Below are 15,384 nucleotides of genomic sequence, written 5' to 3' on the forward strand. Positions count from 1 at the left end.
CAGGATATCGCAGACTGTTCCCGGTTTACCCCATCTTCGATGGATGTGTTCAACTCACTTTCTGCCTTTTAGACCGAGGCAATCAGAGTTTGAGATCTGTCGATCAAATTTCTTAAAAGTTCTGAAAGAACGCGGATAGATTGATGTTCAGGCCATGTGTTTAACAACCAGTCATGGTCATCCACGGTCATCCCAAACATCCGCTCGTCAACACCCAGTTCTTGAGCGTAGTCAGCCTTCAGGCTTTGAATGATACTAGGAACCTGTTCAACGCTAGGACTGTCGACGTGAACGACTAAACAGCGGCTTAGCAGTGGCCGAGGAAGCTTGCTCAAATCGTTTGCTGTGAACAGCCAACTGATGTGGGACGCATTCACGTTTGTGGCCAGGAATCGCTCGTAGAATGTCTGAGCTTCTGTATTTTCGAGGAGCCCCAGAAGTTCCGCCCAAACACTACCATTGTGGCTTGGCAACGCTTTGTCCAACTCGTCGATCATGATGAGCGGATTGATTGCTCCTGAACTGCAAACAGCCTTTGTGATGACGCTTGGCATTGCGGTCGACCAGCCGGCACTTACTCCAAAAATGTTTGCGTCAGCATGACCCGCAACGCTTCGGATGGTAACATCAATGTCGAGAGCATTTGCGATCTCGCGGCACAATCTGGTTTTACCAACCCCGGGTTCGCCGGCGAGGATGATCGGACGCATTTGCAACCGGTCGTTACCAAACTGCCAATGCCTATAGAGCTGATCGTGCACCAGGCCAATTGCTGCTTCGGCGTTGGGAAACCGAATCTTCAAGCCCTTTAGGCTTTCCAAGCTTTGTCTAGTCAGGATGTCGAAATGTTTGGGACGAAAGGCATCCAGCACTCCGGCGTCTTTAGCTGATCTCTCGATGGTTTTGGGCAATTCTGAGAGGGGTTGTAGCGCATAGCGGGATTCCTGCTTCCTCCGTTTCTTTGCAGCCCTCTCAAGACCTCTCAGGTGCCGCTTCTCCGCAGAGATCATAAAGGCTTCTTCGTCATCCCTTGGTGAGCGGTCTGTGATGGCAGATTGAAGCACCGAAATCGGAAGAAATTTCAAGCAAGCCTTTGGATCGGGAAAGGCCATCCACAGATAACAAGCGAGTTCGCTGGCTCCATCCAGAAGAAGCTGAGGCGCTATTGAAAGCCGCCGCCCAACTTACCCTGCCGCGCCACGACAAGCCCGAACTGTATACACTCAAGAAGATTGCTTTCCTTTTGGGGTCTGGGTGCCGAACAGGAGAGTGCTTTGCAGCGGACATTAATGATTGGAATCCAGCAACCTCTCAACAGTTTATTCCTGCTGAGGAGGACGGCGCAGGTAAAACTGTATCGAGTGAGCGCTTGGTACGGCTACCTAGCCGTGCTGTATGTTTAATGGGGGAGTTGCCCGAGTCGGGACGCATGTTCCGCACGCCATATGGAAAACCGATCAAGTTGAGAAAGAATGGCGGCGGTCAAATGCAAGCGTCGTTTAACAAGGCCCGAGATGCGGCCGGCCTTGGAAAAGATGTGACACCACACGTTCTCCGGCATACTTGGGCAACTTGGTACTACGCTCAGACAAGAGACTTCGGTGGGCTCATGGACCTCGGGGGCTGGGCAAAGAGCGAAATGGCCAATCGTTATAGAAAGATTGCACCTGACGACTTAGCGGATCGCCTGCTTGAACATGGGTGGGACTTTCGGCAAAAATCTGGCAACATCGAACTAGATTCCCGCTTACGTATTGTAAAATAAGGGAATATTCTGACCAAGTTTTCCCTTAGCAGGGGAGCGCCTTCGACCACTCGGCCACGTCTCCGCTGGCCGGTATATCCTCGGCGGTGGACCAGATACAAGGCGATTTTCCCGTGCATCGTCAATTTTCTGGAAACCGGCACCTATTTGATATCCGTCGTCCCGAAACCTCTGCCAATCCTATGACAATAGGTCTGAAGATCGGGGCGAAATGTAACCTCCTCGGACGTTCAAAAGTAACCAACTTGCCAAAACCACGGTGTTTAAGGCATATTTGGCTAGACATATTTTCAGCATCAATAAAAAACACGCGATTTTCCAGAGGCTAAAACCGGGCAGTGAGCGCATCGCTCACGACGTAATCTATTTGGGGGAATAGAAGCTTGGCCTGGTTCAGAGTATTCATAATTTTTTTGTGTATTTCGCTGATGCCCGCAACGGCATTTTCCAACATCGGCACGGTTATCGGCGTCAAGCAGGGCGCCGAGATAACACGCGCCGGAGAATCACGGCCCCTTCAATCCGGTATGGAGGTCGCATCAGGAGATGCGATTTCAACAGACGGCAATGGATTGGTCCAACTCGTTTTCGTGGATGAGACCAAAATCGCCATTGGTCCGAACGCCAGCATGATTCTGGACGTGACGATGCTGCGTGGCAGCCGCAAGGCCAAGTCTTTTGCGGTTCAGGCCTTGGGCGGCAGCTTTCGCTTCATCTCGGGCAAAAGCAAGAAACGGGCCTACTCGATCCAAACCCCTACAGCGACAATGGCCGTTCGTGGCACGACGTTCGATATGTGGGTGGTGCCCGGCACCCAAAGTGCAATGTTGGTACTGGAGGGCAACGTTGAAATGTGCAGCCTGAGTGGAAGCTGTCGGTCAACCGGGCGCCAGTGCAGCCTGTTTGCCACGAGCCAGCAGGGAAATGTCGGCCGCCCCGTGGATCAGGAGCAATATGAACTGGCTCTGCAAAACGGTTTCCCCTTTGTCCAATCGCAGGAAAACCTGCTTAGTCCGCTGCAAATCGATATTGGCGGATGTGCCGGAGAGCTTGCGCCTGTTCCGGTCCTGAAATCCGACGCACCGGTTCCAACACCTGTACGGCGGCAAAGGGCTGCATTCCGAGAAACCCCGGCCCCCACCAGCAGGCCACAGTCGCCTGAGCCTCGGTCGCCTGAACCTCGGACGCCAGAGCCGCCTACACCTGAACCACCGACGCCAGAGCCACCGACGCCAGAACCACCGACGCCGGAACCGCAAACCAAGACAAACCGCTCGGGTCACGGGGACGGCAGCAATCCGGGTGGGCAAAACAGAAACGCTCGTGGCTTTGGGAACCCCGGAAAAGGCAAAGGGCCGGGCCACGGGAAGGGGAAAGGTAATCAAGCAGCGCGTTAACATGGGCATCGCCCAGTGACTTCGGAGGTTAACGTGACCGTGAAGCCCAAAGAAAAGATTGGCCGGAGGCGCGGCTTTCGGCTGGTGGGCCTGGGCCTGATCCTGATCGGTTGTTTCATCAGGGTCATGGACCCCTACCCCGTGCGAATGACCCGGCTGATCTACTTTGACATTCTGCAGCGCATCATGCCGCGGGAATACAACCCGGATTTGCCGGTCCGGGTTCTGGACATCGACGAAAAGTCATTGGCGAATTGGGGCCAATGGCCCTGGCCGCGAACAATTCTGGCACAGATGGTTGAAAACCTGGGCGAATACGGTGCCGCGGCGATTGCGTTTGATATGTTGTTTGTTGAACCAGACAGGTATTCGCCGGCTCGGTTGCTCAACGATCCTGCCCTCGCAGGCGTTCTTACGGTAGAACGTCGCGCGCAAAAGATGGACTACGATGTTCTGTTCGGACTGGAAGTCGCCAACTGGCCCGTCGTGATGGGAACAGCGGCGCAGCTTTCGCATGAAGGCAGTCAGGTGACCCCGAAAACCGGAATTATCGAAATCGGTGAAAACCCGACTGCCGGGCTGATTGCCGTCCCCTATTGGACTCCGATCGCGCCACCGCTCGACCGCAGCGCAGCCGGGATCGGCGGAGTGAATGTATCCCCGCTGGGTGGAACGGGAATTGTGCGGCGTGTTCCGGTGCTGTGGGGCGGCCCAAATGGTCCCCTCCCCGGTCTTGGGATCGAAGCCTTGAGGGTTGCAATCGGAGCACCATTCATTCTGGCCGAAGGTGCGCCCGACGAAAAAGGGATTATGCTGGCAGTCGAGCTTGGTGACTTTCGGTTGCCGACGACCGAAAACGGCGAGGTCTGGGTTCGGTACCGGCAAGACAGGCCCGAGCTTTACCTCTCGGCCGATGATGTCATGCAAAACCCGGACGACCCGGCGCTGAGGGCGGAAATCGAGGGCCGGATCATTCTGGTTGGCACTTCGGCGGCTGGTCTGTTCGACATGCATCAGACGTCGCTGGGGGAATCCGTCCCGGGCGTTTCGATCCATGCACAGATGCTGGAACAGATAATAACCGGGGAAATGCTCAGCCGTTCGGACGTCACCGCCGCGCTCGAATTGCTGTCCTTCGTGCTGCTTGGCCTGATTGTGATCGCGGTCATGTCCAGCTTTGGTGCCGTCGCCTCTTTTGTTGCGGGCGGCGCGGCCGCTGCAGTTGTTCTGGGCACCAGTTGGCTGGCCTTCCAGAACCAGCTTGTCTTGTTCGACGTGACATTTCCGCTGATGGGCGGGATGGCCAATTTTGGCTTGCTCGCCGGGTATCTGTTCGTTTCGACCGAGCGGGAAAAACGGGAAATCCGGCAGGTCTTTTCGCACTATGTCGCCCCCGAGATTCTGGATGAGATGGAAATTTCAGGCCACAGTCTGCAACTGGGCGGCGAGACTCAGGAGATCACGGTAATGTTCTCGGACATCCGGGGGTTCACACCGCTGTCCGAGTCCGTGTCGGCCGCCGACCTTGTCGCGTTGCTGAACGAGCTTTTTTCTCAGGTGGGCGACCAGATTTTGAAGGAAAGGGGTACGATCGACAAGTTCATCGGGGATGCTGTCATGGCATTCTGGAACGCGCCCCTTCCGGTCGAGGACCATCCGTGTCGGGCTGCGCACGCGGCGCTGTTGATGCGCAAGGCACTGGTGAGGTTCAACGCGTCGGACGTCATGCGAGGTCGGCCGCCCATCGCCTTAGCAACAGGATGCGCGACAGGTCAGGCGTGTGTGGGCAATATCGGGTCGCGCAGCAGGTTCAACTATACCGTCATCGGCGATGTCGTGAATGTCGCGGCCCGGATCGAGCAGAGTTGCCGTCACGTCGATTACGATATTCTGGTCTCAAGCGCGGTCTACCGGGCAGCACGGCAGGATTTAGCCATGTTGGAGGCAGGGTTTGTCGATCTCAAGGGCAAATCCGACCTCGAGGCCGTGTATGCTCTGGTCGGTGACAAAACCCTGACAGACAGTCCAGAATTCCAAAAGCTGTCACAGGCACATGCTGACCTGATCGCGGCAGTACGCGAGCGCCATTCGCACTTGCGCATCGAACGGATGTGCCACCGTTGCGCGGCAATGGCGGCGGATATCGAACCCGGCCTGCGACAGTTTTATCTGACGCTGCCGGGGCGGGCTGCGGATTTCCGGTCGGATGTCCAGTCGAGTCAGGTTGTCTTCAGCCATCACGGTCACGCACGGCGACCCTCTGCCTGAGCCGAGGCGTCCAGTACACTCCAGACATCCCAAAATTGGCGAGCCCTGCCGCCTGCAACGCGCTGTCTTAGCGTGGCTCGCTCATACCGAGTGTGTTTTCAACGAGAAACTGGGCTGCTGGCTCCAATTCTTCACTGATCAATATCGAGCGGAACCGGGAATTCAGCACATCCGTTTCCCAAGACTTCGCGGCAAGGGCAATCCAGACCGCAAGCGAAGCGTCTTTCTCCAGCTCACGCTCGAATATTCTCAGGATTTGAGCCTGATGCTCGAACCGGGCGGTCCCACCATCTGTCAGGGCTTGAACCAAATCCCGCTTAGCTTGGAGAGCGTGGTTGGATTGCGTCAAGGCACCTCCTATCGCCTCGATTGCCTCAGAGCCAGCCACCTCGATGCCTGCAAGCGCCCAATCATAAAGGTTCAAGTCGCCGACGCGCAGCGCCGTGCGGTACCGCGTTCTGACCGCCTGCGCAGCTTCGGGGCCGGATTGCAGGCCCAGCAACCTTATGATCGCCGGGGCATACGCGAGGCGGTTTCTATCATATAGCTCCTGCAACAGCGGAGAAATCGGGTGCGAAACGCGCAACTGCCTGACAATCTCATAAGGTGCGCGGTGAAACTCGATCAGTGCCGCATTCCGCAATACGGCGTCTTCGTGCCCCAGGAAGTTGCCGAAGAACGACACACGGGCAGGATCAGCCGATTGCCCAAAAGCCCACGCGCGTCCCTGTTCGCGTATCTCCGATACGAACTCCGCGCGTTCTGGTGTCATCAGGAACCCTTTGCTCCAGCCTGTTGAAAGGCTGCGACCGGCTTTGTCCCGCAATCCGTCTCCATAGATCATGAGAACGGTTCTGTTCGGATCTACGCGAAACGCGGATCTGGTCACGCTGTCGACCAGATACGGAATGTCCGGCAAGCCTGAAACCTGCTTTGGCGTCCCTTTCAGGATTGAAACAGGCGAATACCTGAAGGGATTATCCGGTGTTGGCGCCGCCAGCACGATCACGCGCGCCGACAGGATGCGGTCAGCCAACGAATATTCTGGCAGGGTGATGCAGACAGGACAGGCCAACGACGGACGCGGAGCGACAACGCCACCCGCGAGGAACGCCAAGACCGAAACCGTCAGCAACGCGGATCGCATCGCTTACCCTCCCTTGTCCTTGCCCGGAGTGCGCGACGGCATTCCCGGGCCACAGGAGCAGGCTACCCGATCACTGGCATCTGGGCGACAGTTCTGTGCAGGTGATCAGACGGGTTGAGGAATCCCTGCCCGCCCCTCCTGCCGTCCGCAAGGCTACATCAGGTCGTTTTCAACATCCTCGGCTGAGATACCAAGCGAATCCAGACCATTCTCAAGGTGGTCCGACAGGTGCGGCGTTCCGATCAGATAGTCCGCGCACGGAGTAGACGCCTCGGCCTTGGCGGTTGCGATGGCTTCGGCCAAGTCCTCGGCGAAAAAGCTCTCGCGTCCGATCCACATGACGGCAACCAGTTCGGCCTGTTCATCCTCGCTCATCCGGTCGATGAAAGCGCGCAATTCGCCCTCGGCCCGGTTCAGTTCCCGCCCCATCATGGCGACCTGAGCGACTTTTCTTGCCGAGATTTCCAACATGACCCAACTCCTTCGTGTTCGCGGTTTCCATTCTACCACAAACACTCGGCGTGGCCTGAGTCTTTGATCTTACGCAAATAACGCCCGCTTATGGCTCGCGGACCCGCGAGATTGGATTATCCGGAACAGGAGAGGAACGAAACGGGCGAAACCGGGCCTTTTTCAGTTTCAGTTTCAGCGCCTGCCAAAGGATCAGAGCAAACGCGCGCCGCGCGCCAAACGGTCTGCGTATCAACGACCAGAGGATCACTCGGTCCGTCAGCGCAGCACGTGGGCCGGTGAGCGTTGCAATCAGCCCGCCATTTTCGCGCCCGTAATCTATCCAGACGCCGACCCTGTCGGCACGGAAGTCAAACCCGAACGTATAGGTGCCTTCGATCTTCTGGAACGGGGACACATGCATCAATTTGTCAGCCACGATCCGGTCTGACGGTTGAATCGGCGCAAAGTTTGGATTGTGGCACAGATAGCTGTGGCGCGTGCCGTAAGTATTGGTCACTTCGGCCACAACAGCATAAAGCACGCCTTCCGTGTCAAAGCAGAACCAGAAGCTGACCGGGTTGAACACGTGGCCGAAAACGCGCGGCTGGGTCAACAGCATGATCCGGTTCGGCTGTGTGACCCCGAGGTCATGGAACTGCTCGCGCAGCCACGCGGCACCGCGCCCTTTGCCGGGCTCTCCACCGTGATCGCGATCCCGCCAGTTCGTTACGTTTGCCCCGTTGACAGAGAACAACGCGGGCGTGGGACCGGTATTTTCCGGGTCCAGCAGGATGTAGTCGAGCGAATACCGAAAGGCGTTTTCTATCGCGCCTTTCCGCCCGTGATACGTATGCCCTGCAATGTGATCGACCCGCTTCATGCGACCTTTTCCATTCTGTCTGTAAACCGTTCAAACGGCGGCCTTTTCCTCAGACCTTATACAGATATTCTACGAAGCGAATGCCCATATGGATTATTATTTGCCACAGAAAGTGATCCGCCTTGGGCAGCCCCGCGTAATGTGGTTATGTTTACCGAGATCGATACCGCGAGCTTGGATGAACCGGTGGCCGACGGGCCCCTAGCAAAAACCTGGCACGCGAAAGAACGTACCAGGGGCAGGCCGGTGAACGAAGCAAACGGCAGTTGCAATACCAAGACCGAGTGGGTTGGACATGTGACCCGCATTCGGGATGCGCAGGATCAGGCGGCATTTGCCGAACTGTTTCAGTACTTTGCGCCTCGCATCAAGGCGTTCCTGATCAAATCGGGGTCTGATGCGGCGATGGCCGAGGAATGCGCGCAAGAGGTGATGGCGACCTTGTGGCACAAGGCGCATCTGTTCGACCCCTCGCGCGCGACCGTGGCCACTTGGGTCTTCACGATCGCACGGAACAAACGCATTGATGTGCTGCGCAAGCAACGGCGACCGGAACCCCAGGATCTGGGTTGGGGTCCCGAGGCAGAACCGGAACAGCATGACGTCGTTGCGTTGCAACAGGAAACCGCGCAACTGCGCGACGCATTGTCAGCGTTGCCAGAGGCGCAGAGAGAACTGATCGAAAAGGCGTATTTCGGCGACCTGAGTCACCGAGAGATTGCGTCTCAGACCGGGTTGCCCCTGGGAACGATCAAATCACGCATACGGCTGGCGCTGGACCGCTTGCGCCACGCGATGAACTGAGATGATGACGATGAGCAACAAGATCAAACATCACCTGACAGATGACCTGCTGATGGCCTATGCCGCAGGCGGTCTGCCAGAAGCATTCGACCTGATGGTCGCAACGCACCTGTCGTTGTGCGACCACTGCCGCGCGCGCGCCGAAAGTTTCGAGGCTGTCGGCGGGTGTGTCTTGCAGGATCAGGATGATAGTGCGGCGCTGAGCGACGGTTCGCTGGCCGCAACCATGGCGCTGATCGCCAAGGGTGCGCCGGTGGCCAAGCCAGCGCGCCCCGGCTGTTCCGTGCTTCCCGCGCCGCTGCAGGATTATGTCGGCGGCGACGTGAATGCCATCCAGTGGCGCTCGATCGGGATGGGCGTTAAACAGGCGATCTTGCCCACAACGCGCGAAGCGACAGCCCGATTGCTGTTTATCCCGGCAGGGGCCGCCGTGCCCGATCACAGTCACAATGGCATGGAACTGACGATGGTCCTGCAAGGGGCATTCTCGGACGAAGTCGACCATTTTGCGCGCGGCGATGTCGAGATTGCGGATGAAGACCTGCACCACATGCCAACGGCGGACATCTCTGAGGATTGCATTTGCCTGGCCGTGACGGATGCGCCGCTAAAGTTCAGCAAGCTGATGCCGCGCCTGTTCCAGCCCTTTCTACGCATCTGACCTGAACAGCCGTTTTATGCTACACTGAGACTTCGACCCTGCAATCGGAGGATGTAGTCATGAAAGCACTTGCCCTGACCCTTGCCTGTATCGGGTTCACCACGCCTGCCAATGCACAGAGCGTTGCCGACGTGAAGTTTGAGACAGGCAACTATGGCACAATGGTCAACGGAACCGTTACGGGCAAAGAGTATTTTGACTACCGACTGGGTGCGAAAGCCGGGCAGGAACTGTTCGCAGAACTTCAGGTCAGCGACACCAACGGGTATGGTGTAATCTACTTTAACGTCCTACCTCCGGGCAGCGACGGCGCTGCAATCTATAACGGGTCCATCAACGGGAATACCGCACGGGTTGATCTGCCAGAAGACGGAGACTACACGATCCGCGTATACCTCATGGGCAATGACCGGGACGCCGACAAGACGGTTGGGTACAATCTGGACCTCTCGATCCAGTAGAGCTTAAGCCTCACTTTTACCAAGCGGCACCACGTTGGCGTGATCCTCCGGTGCGAGTTCCTCGAAATCGAAATTGTCCAGACGCTGCGCGCGACGTCCGGCTTTTTCGGCGCTGATCTTGATGTCCGAGATATCCTTGGCCGCCTGTCCAAAGTGACGGTCCAGATTGGCCACGCGGTCGCCCAGCCGTTCGACATCCTTGTGCAGCATCCCCAATTCCTTGCGGATGGCCCCCGCCTGTTCCCGCATCCGCGCGTCTTTCAGGATCGCGCGCATCGTGTTCAATGTCGCCATGCAGGTGGTGGGCGAGACGATCCAGACTCGTTTTTTGAAACTCTCCTGCACCAGTTCGGGGAACTTGGCGTGCAACTCGGCATAGACCGCCTCGGACGGCAGGAACATCAGCGCGCCATCGGCAGTTTCGCCGTCCAGAATGTATTTTTCGGCAATATCGGTGATGTGTTTGCGCACCGTGCTGCGGAACATCTGAACGGCGGCCTTCAGCTCCATGTCATTTGTCGCACCGATCAGCGCCTCATACGCCTCCAAAGGGAATTTGCTATCGATCACGATCGGCCCCGGCGGGTTCGGCAAATGGATCAGGCAATCCGCCCGACGTCCGTTCGACAGCGTCGCCTGCAACTGAAAACTGTCCGAGGGCAGCGCCTTGGACACGATATCGTTCAACTGAATCTCACCAAACGCACCGCGCGTCTGCTTGTTCGACAGAATGTCCTGCAACGACAGCACATCGCCCGATAGTTTGGTGATATTGTCCTGCGCCTTGTCGATGGCGGCCAGCCGTTCCTGCAACTGCGTCAGCGAGGTCGCGGTCTGTTTCGACGAACCATGCAGCGATTCCTTCATCCGCTCCTGCATCTCGGCCAGCGCGCGGGCGGACTTCATCGCGTTGTCCGCCAGCCTGTCATTCATCTGCTGCTGGACCGAGGACAGCCGCGCCTCAACCGTCTGGATCACCTGAACCTGCGCATTGGCCTGCGTGTCCGAGACATGCTGGAGGCCGCCGCGCAACTGTTCCTGCCCTTGCCCCAACTGCTGCACATTCTGTCCCAGATGCGCCATCTGCCGCGCCAATGGCTCTGACATCCGGGCGGATCGGTTGGCTGCACGCAAAGACAGGAACAACAACAGCAGGATCAGCGCGACAATGCCGCCGCCGATCAGGATCACGGGGTCGTTCAATGCAATCTGGGTGCCAGCAATCTCGATCATGTCGCCTCGGGTGTTCTTGTTTTATTCTTCTTACCGCGCAGCACGCGCGGGATCAACTGCGCCCGAACAGACGTTCGATATCGGCCAGTTTCAGTTCCACATAAGTTGGCCGCCCATGGTTGCACTGCCCGGAATGGGGCGTCGCCTCCATCTCGCGCAGCAGGGCGTTCATCTCCTCGGCCCGCATCCGACGGCCCGACCGGACCGAGCCATGGCAGGCCACCCGGCTGAGGATCGCCTCGATCCGCGCCTGCACGGTTTGGCTTTCGCCCTGATCGGCCAGCTCATCAAGGATATCCAGGATCATTGCGCGGGCATCGACTTCGCCCAGTATCGCTGGGGTTTCGCGCACAGCGATGGCCCCGCCGCCAAAGGGCTCCAGCGTCAGGCCAAGGCGTGTCAGGTCGTCGGCCACGGCCATCAGGCGCGCGCAGTCGCTTTCGGACAGTTCCACGATCTCGGGGATCAGCAGCGCCTGCGCAGCCACGCCGTTTTCAGCCATCTGACGTTTGAGCTTTTCATAGACCAGACGTTCATGCGCCGCGTGTTGGTCCACGATCACCATCCCGTCGGCAGTTTGGGCAATGATGTAGTTCTCATGCACCTGACCGCGCGCCGCGCCCAACGGCAAGTCCTGCGCCGGAGGCTCTTCTGTGACCACGGGCGCAGGTTCCACAATGCTGCCACTGTAATCCTGCGACAGTTCGGCAAACCCCGGTGCTTGCGCCTGATATGCCACCTGTCGCGCGAGCTGAGAAGGCCGGTCCATCTGGTAAACGCGCGCTGGTGCAGGCTGCGCCGGTTCGGGCTTCATCGCGCCCAGAGTGGCATTGGCCACGGTCGAGGATGCCCGGTGTCCTGCCTCGGCCAGCGCGTGCCGCAAGGCCGAAACGATCAGCCCCCGCGCCACGCCCGGATCGCGAAACCGAACCTCGGATTTCGCCGGGTGGACATTCACATCCACCAGCGTCGGGTCACAGTCGATGAACAGCGCCGCCGCCGGGTGGCGGTCGCGGCTGAGGAAATCGAAATACGCCGCCCGCAAGGCGCCGGTCAGCATCTTGTCGCGCACAGGGCGGCCATTGACGAACAGATACTGCGCCACCGCCGCGCCCCGCGAATAGGTCGGCAAGGCGGCATACCCATAGAGGCGTATCCCCTCGCGCGTGGCGTCGATTTGCAGGGCGTTCTCGGCAAACTCGCGCCCGATCACGCGGGCAAGCCGGGCATGCAGCGCATCGAACAGATCGCCATTCTCGCGGTCGGCGCGGAACGTCACGCGCCCCTCGCCCCCGCCCGAGACATCGCGCAGGGTGAAAGTGATCGCAGGCTCGGCCATCGCCAAACGCTTGACGGTGTCGGTGATCGCCTGCGCCTCGGCCCGGTCGGTGCGCATGAATTTCAGACGCGCGGGCGTTGCAAAGAACAGGTCGCGCAGTTCAACCACCGTACCTGCACGCAGAGCGGCGGGTTTCACGGCCTCCATCTTGCCGCCCGCGACATGGATCGAAGCGGCCTCATCCCCCGCTACGCGGCTGGTGATAGTTAGCCGCCCTACCGCGCCCAACGACGGCAGCGCCTCGCCCCGGAACCCAAAAGTATGAATGTTCAGCAGGTCGGACCCGTCGATTTTGGACGTCGCGTGGCGAGACAGCGCCAGTGGCAAATCCTCGCCGGAAATACCGCACCCATCGTCGGTGACGCGAATGAGTGTCTTGCCGCCGTCGGCAATATCTATTGCAATTCGTGTCGAACCCGCGTCGATCGCGTTCTCGACCAGCTCTTTCACAGCAGAGGCTGGCCGTTCGACAACCTCACCCGCTGCAATACGATTGATCGCCGCGTCGTCAAGCTGACGAATGACGGGTCGCGTTTCGCTGATATTGTGGTTTGCCTGCGCCATACCCCTAGAGCTAGCACAGCCGCATACGATTCTGCCACATGTTTGGGATGGTCAATTTTCTGGCGAGGGGGCGTTCGGACAATCGCGTCGCGTTTGCGAGAGGCGGCGAACATCGTCGCAATTGTCCGAACGAACCGTTGTGAGTGGTGGACGTTCTTTAGCAATACGTGGTTCGTAGCACGAAGAACCGCGTGTGACTCTTAAACTCTGGACCGTGACATATCTTGGGCGGAGATCAGCCGATAAACCATATCCTGACACAGCAAGATCATGCCGAATCACGCAGCGCCGGGCGCGCCGGTCCGTGTCCGGCACGGCCCCCAAACAGCGGCAAAGGCAAGGATCAGGCCGGATACGGTCGCAATCATTCCGGCCGCGCTGACCGCATCCGTCGCGCCCAGCCACAAAGGTCCGTAGCCTGCCAGAACATACCCGGCAACGGCCGAAATCACCGCGAAAACCACGCTCCACCCGATTTGAGTTTCCAGCCGATTGGTCATCATGCGCGCCGCCGCAGGAGGGCATATGAACATTGCGATCACGATGATCGAGCCTACCGCATCAAACGCCGCAACAGCCGCAATCGCCGCGACAATCACCAACGCCATGCCAAGGGCTCCGGTCCTGATGCCGATCGTTCGGGCAAACCCCTCGTCAAAGGTAGAGATTTTCAGCGGCCGCCAGAACAGCCAGGTAAACAAGGTGACTCCGGCCAAGGTCAGCGCGATGCGGGGCAATTCCGGCGGCAAGCCAGCCAGCGCCTGAATATCCCACAGGGATGCCCATCCCACCGCGTCCAACCAGATCAGGCTTTCCAGATTGCCATACAGTGCGTGTTCGACGTCCAGATGAACGGTCGAGGTGTCGGTTTGCTCCAACAGCAGCACCCCGCCCGCAAACATGGTGGTGAAGACAACCCCCATTGCCGCACCGGGCTCAATCTGGCCCAACCGCCGTATGGCCTCGATCATCATAACGGCGACAATCGCCGCGCCTGCTGCGCCCAGCATCATCGGCCAGGTCGAGATTGCTCCGGTCAGCAGGAACGCCACAACGATACCAGGCAGAACAACGTGGCTGATCGCATCACCGATCAGCGCTTGTTTGCGTAGCACAAGAAAGTTGCCCGGCAGGGCACAAGCGATGGCCGCGAAAGTCCCGATCAAAAGCGGCGTCAGGGAAAGGGGGACGAATTCTTCTCCGCTCATGGGTTCACCCCCTGCGGCCCACCGATCTGACGGTCAATTTCGATGATCTGATCCCGTGTCAGAACGGTTTCAATGTCGCGCAACCCGTCATACAGCACCGCCGTAGCCTCATGCGCTTGATCCGCGCGGACGATCTCCCACCGTTTTTCGTCGCGCAGCGCTTTTGCAGCGCGCGCCCTGCCCGCCTCTGTCGCAACCCCATCGGCCCGCACCAGCCCCGCGCTGCGCAACAGGCGAAGCGTCAACGGTTCGTATATCTTTTGCCCCTGCGCCAGCGCCAAAAGCCCTTGTCGGATGTGAACCTGGCGCTGAAAGCGCAGGTGGCGAAGAACGGCAGCCAGAACGCCCCTGACAGGTGCGAACAACAGGGACAGGGCAAACAGGGCGAAACTGACCAGAACGATGATCGGACCGGTTGGCAGGTTGGGGGCCGAGGCCGACAGCGCCGCCCCCAGATAGCCCGAAAGCCCGCCGGTCAGCCCGGCCAACAGCACAACACGCTCTGATCGCTCGGTCCAGAAGCGCGCAGCAACAGGCGGGATGATCAACAGCGCAACGATCAGGATCAACCCGACAATCTTCAACCCCACGACGGTCACGGCCATGACCAACCCCATCATCGCAAGGTCAATGCGATGCACCGCATGCCCTTGCGCCGCAGCATATTCCGCGTCGAACGCCACCAGTGTCATGGGACGGCGAATGATCAACACCAGCGCCAGCGTCGCTGCCCCTCCGACGGCTATGATCAGAGCGTCGGCCCACAGCATTCCGGCGGTCGAACCCAGCAGAAACCCCTCCAGCCCCGCCTGACGGCCCACGCCCATCGTCTGAATCACCGTCAGCAGGACGATACCGAACCCAAAGAACACGGACAGGACCGCGCCGATTGCGGCGTCCTCAGCCAACCTCGTGTACCGGGTCAGCCAATTCATACAGAGAAGGCCAACCCCGGCGGACAGAGCCGACCCGACCAAAAGGCCAATCAGGTTGCGACCGTCGCCCCCAAGCGCGACCAGAACCATAAAAGCCAGACACACGCCCGGCAGGGTCGCATGGCTGATCGCATCGCTGACCAAAGCGCGCTTGCGTAGAAACAGAAAAGTTCCGGTAACCCCCGCAGAGATTCCCAACAAAGTCGCACCGACAGCGACCAGCGTGGCGTTATAGCCAAGCTGCAGGGTCAGGGCATCCCAAATCATGT

14 protein-coding genes are annotated in these 15,384 nt (G+C 58.8%); 6 read left to right on the top strand and 8 right to left on the bottom strand.

The genetic code is table 11. The features are described from left to right. Window positions 1-68 precede the first annotated feature (68 nt). Window positions 69-1,112, bottom strand: coding sequence for an AAA family ATPase (locus ACR0KS_RS10370; RefSeq protein ID WP_170563903.1), 1,044 nt, complete (start codon window positions 1,110-1,112; stop codon window positions 69-71). Here ACR0KS_RS10370 and ACR0KS_RS10375 point away from each other — a divergent pair. From ACR0KS_RS10375 to ACR0KS_RS10385, 3 genes are all read left to right on the top strand, one after another. After that, window positions 1,094-1,765 (top strand): tyrosine-type recombinase/integrase, encoded by a 672-nt coding sequence (locus ACR0KS_RS10375; RefSeq protein ID WP_480693191.1) that lies wholly within the window; start codon window positions 1,094-1,096, stop codon window positions 1,763-1,765. The two genes, ACR0KS_RS10370 and ACR0KS_RS10375, sit on opposite strands and share 19 nt — an antisense overlap. Before the next feature lie 428 nt (window positions 1,766-2,193). Beyond that, window positions 2,194-3,162, top strand: a complete 969-nt coding sequence (locus tag ACR0KS_RS10380) for a FecR domain-containing protein (protein WP_170563909.1) — start codon at window positions 2,194-2,196, stop codon at window positions 3,160-3,162. A gap of 33 nt (window positions 3,163-3,195) precedes the next feature. Then, window positions 3,196-5,430, top strand: a complete 2,235-nt coding sequence (locus ACR0KS_RS10385) for a CHASE2 domain-containing protein (protein ID WP_480693192.1) — start codon at window positions 3,196-3,198, stop codon at window positions 5,428-5,430. Window positions 5,431-5,497: 67 nt separating this feature from the next. Here ACR0KS_RS10385 and ACR0KS_RS10390 read toward each other — a convergent pair whose 3' ends face one another. From ACR0KS_RS10390 to ACR0KS_RS10400, 3 genes are all read right to left on the bottom strand, one after another. Further along, window positions 5,498-6,577, bottom strand: a complete 1,080-nt coding sequence (locus tag ACR0KS_RS10390) for a hypothetical protein (RefSeq protein ID WP_170563911.1) — start codon at window positions 6,575-6,577, stop codon at window positions 5,498-5,500. 153 nt (window positions 6,578-6,730) lie between these two features. After that, the gene (locus ACR0KS_RS10395) at window positions 6,731-7,048 is read right to left on the bottom strand and encodes a DUF3775 domain-containing protein (protein ID WP_170387622.1); all 318 of its coding nucleotides are present in this window, start codon (window positions 7,046-7,048) and stop codon (window positions 6,731-6,733) included. Between the two features lie 88 nt (window positions 7,049-7,136). Beyond that, the gene (locus tag ACR0KS_RS10400) at window positions 7,137-7,910 is read right to left on the bottom strand and encodes a DUF1365 domain-containing protein (protein WP_170563914.1); all 774 of its coding nucleotides are present in this window, start codon (window positions 7,908-7,910) and stop codon (window positions 7,137-7,139) included. Between the two features lie 147 nt (window positions 7,911-8,057). On the opposite strand from ACR0KS_RS10400, the gene ACR0KS_RS10405 reads away from it, so the two are divergent. The 3 genes from ACR0KS_RS10405 to ACR0KS_RS10415 are packed head-to-tail and all read left to right on the top strand — an operon-like array spanning window position 8,058 to window position 9,836. Then, window positions 8,058-8,714, top strand: a complete 657-nt coding sequence (locus ACR0KS_RS10405; RefSeq protein ID WP_170563917.1) for a sigma-70 family RNA polymerase sigma factor — start codon at window positions 8,058-8,060, stop codon at window positions 8,712-8,714. 10 nt (window positions 8,715-8,724) lie between these two features. Further along, window positions 8,725-9,375 carry a ChrR family anti-sigma-E factor gene (locus ACR0KS_RS10410; RefSeq protein ID WP_170483669.1) on the top strand — a complete coding sequence of 217 codons (651 nt, stop codon included), beginning with the start codon at window positions 8,725-8,727 and terminating at the stop codon, window positions 9,373-9,375. 59 nt (window positions 9,376-9,434) lie between these two features. Further along, a complete protein-coding gene (locus tag ACR0KS_RS10415) occupies window positions 9,435-9,836 on the top strand; it encodes a hypothetical protein (RefSeq protein WP_170563919.1) in 402 nt (133 codons plus the stop codon). A 3-nt stretch (window positions 9,837-9,839) separates the two neighbouring features. On the opposite strand, the gene ACR0KS_RS10420 is transcribed toward ACR0KS_RS10415, so the two are convergent. From ACR0KS_RS10420 to ACR0KS_RS10435, 4 genes are all read right to left on the bottom strand, one after another. Further along, window positions 9,840-11,069 (bottom strand): DNA recombination protein RmuC, encoded by a 1,230-nt coding sequence (locus ACR0KS_RS10420; RefSeq protein ID WP_170563923.1) that lies wholly within the window; start codon window positions 11,067-11,069, stop codon window positions 9,840-9,842. A gap of 52 nt (window positions 11,070-11,121) precedes the next feature. Next, window positions 11,122-12,972, bottom strand: a complete 1,851-nt coding sequence (mutL, locus tag ACR0KS_RS10425; RefSeq protein WP_170563926.1) for a DNA mismatch repair endonuclease MutL — start codon at window positions 12,970-12,972, stop codon at window positions 11,122-11,124. 278 nt (window positions 12,973-13,250) lie between these two features. Further along, entirely contained in the window at window positions 13,251-14,180 is a 930-nt protein-coding gene (locus tag ACR0KS_RS10430; RefSeq protein WP_170563929.1) for a metal ABC transporter permease, read from the bottom strand. Then, the gene (locus ACR0KS_RS10435; RefSeq protein WP_170563933.1) at window positions 14,177-15,382 is read right to left on the bottom strand and encodes a metal ABC transporter permease; all 1,206 of its coding nucleotides are present in this window, start codon (window positions 15,380-15,382) and stop codon (window positions 14,177-14,179) included. Before ACR0KS_RS10435 ends, ACR0KS_RS10430 begins: the two co-directional genes overlap by 4 nt. Window positions 15,383-15,384 lie beyond the last annotated feature (2 nt).

This window comes from Ruegeria sp. BC7, from assembly GCF_056539165.1.

Coding starts and splice junctions, on each gene's coding strand:
- ACR0KS_RS10410 (WP_170483669.1), top strand. CDS start 8,725: ATGAGCAACAAGATCAAACATCACCTGACAGATGACCTGCTGATGGCC.
- ACR0KS_RS10435 (WP_170563933.1), bottom strand. CDS start 15,382: ATGATTTGGGATGCCCTGACCCTGCAGCTTGGCTATAACGCCACGCTG.
- ACR0KS_RS10430 (WP_170563929.1), bottom strand. CDS start 14,180: ATGAGCGGAGAAGAATTCGTCCCCCTTTCCCTGACGCCGCTTTTGATC.
- ACR0KS_RS10370 (WP_170563903.1), bottom strand. CDS start 1,112: ATGGCCTTTCCCGATCCAAAGGCTTGCTTGAAATTTCTTCCGATTTCG.
- ACR0KS_RS10415 (WP_170563919.1), top strand. CDS start 9,435: ATGAAAGCACTTGCCCTGACCCTTGCCTGTATCGGGTTCACCACGCCT.
- ACR0KS_RS10395 (WP_170387622.1), bottom strand. CDS start 7,048: ATGTTGGAAATCTCGGCAAGAAAAGTCGCTCAGGTCGCCATGATGGGG.
- ACR0KS_RS10405 (WP_170563917.1), top strand. CDS start 8,058: ATGTTTACCGAGATCGATACCGCGAGCTTGGATGAACCGGTGGCCGAC.
- ACR0KS_RS10390 (WP_170563911.1), bottom strand. CDS start 6,577: ATGCGATCCGCGTTGCTGACGGTTTCGGTCTTGGCGTTCCTCGCGGGT.
- ACR0KS_RS10400 (WP_170563914.1), bottom strand. CDS start 7,910: ATGAAGCGGGTCGATCACATTGCAGGGCATACGTATCACGGGCGGAAA.
- ACR0KS_RS10420 (WP_170563923.1), bottom strand. CDS start 11,069: ATGATCGAGATTGCTGGCACCCAGATTGCATTGAACGACCCCGTGATC.
- ACR0KS_RS10380 (WP_170563909.1), top strand. CDS start 2,194: ATGCCCGCAACGGCATTTTCCAACATCGGCACGGTTATCGGCGTCAAG.
- mutL (WP_170563926.1), bottom strand. CDS start 12,972: ATGGCGCAGGCAAACCACAATATCAGCGAAACGCGACCCGTCATTCGT.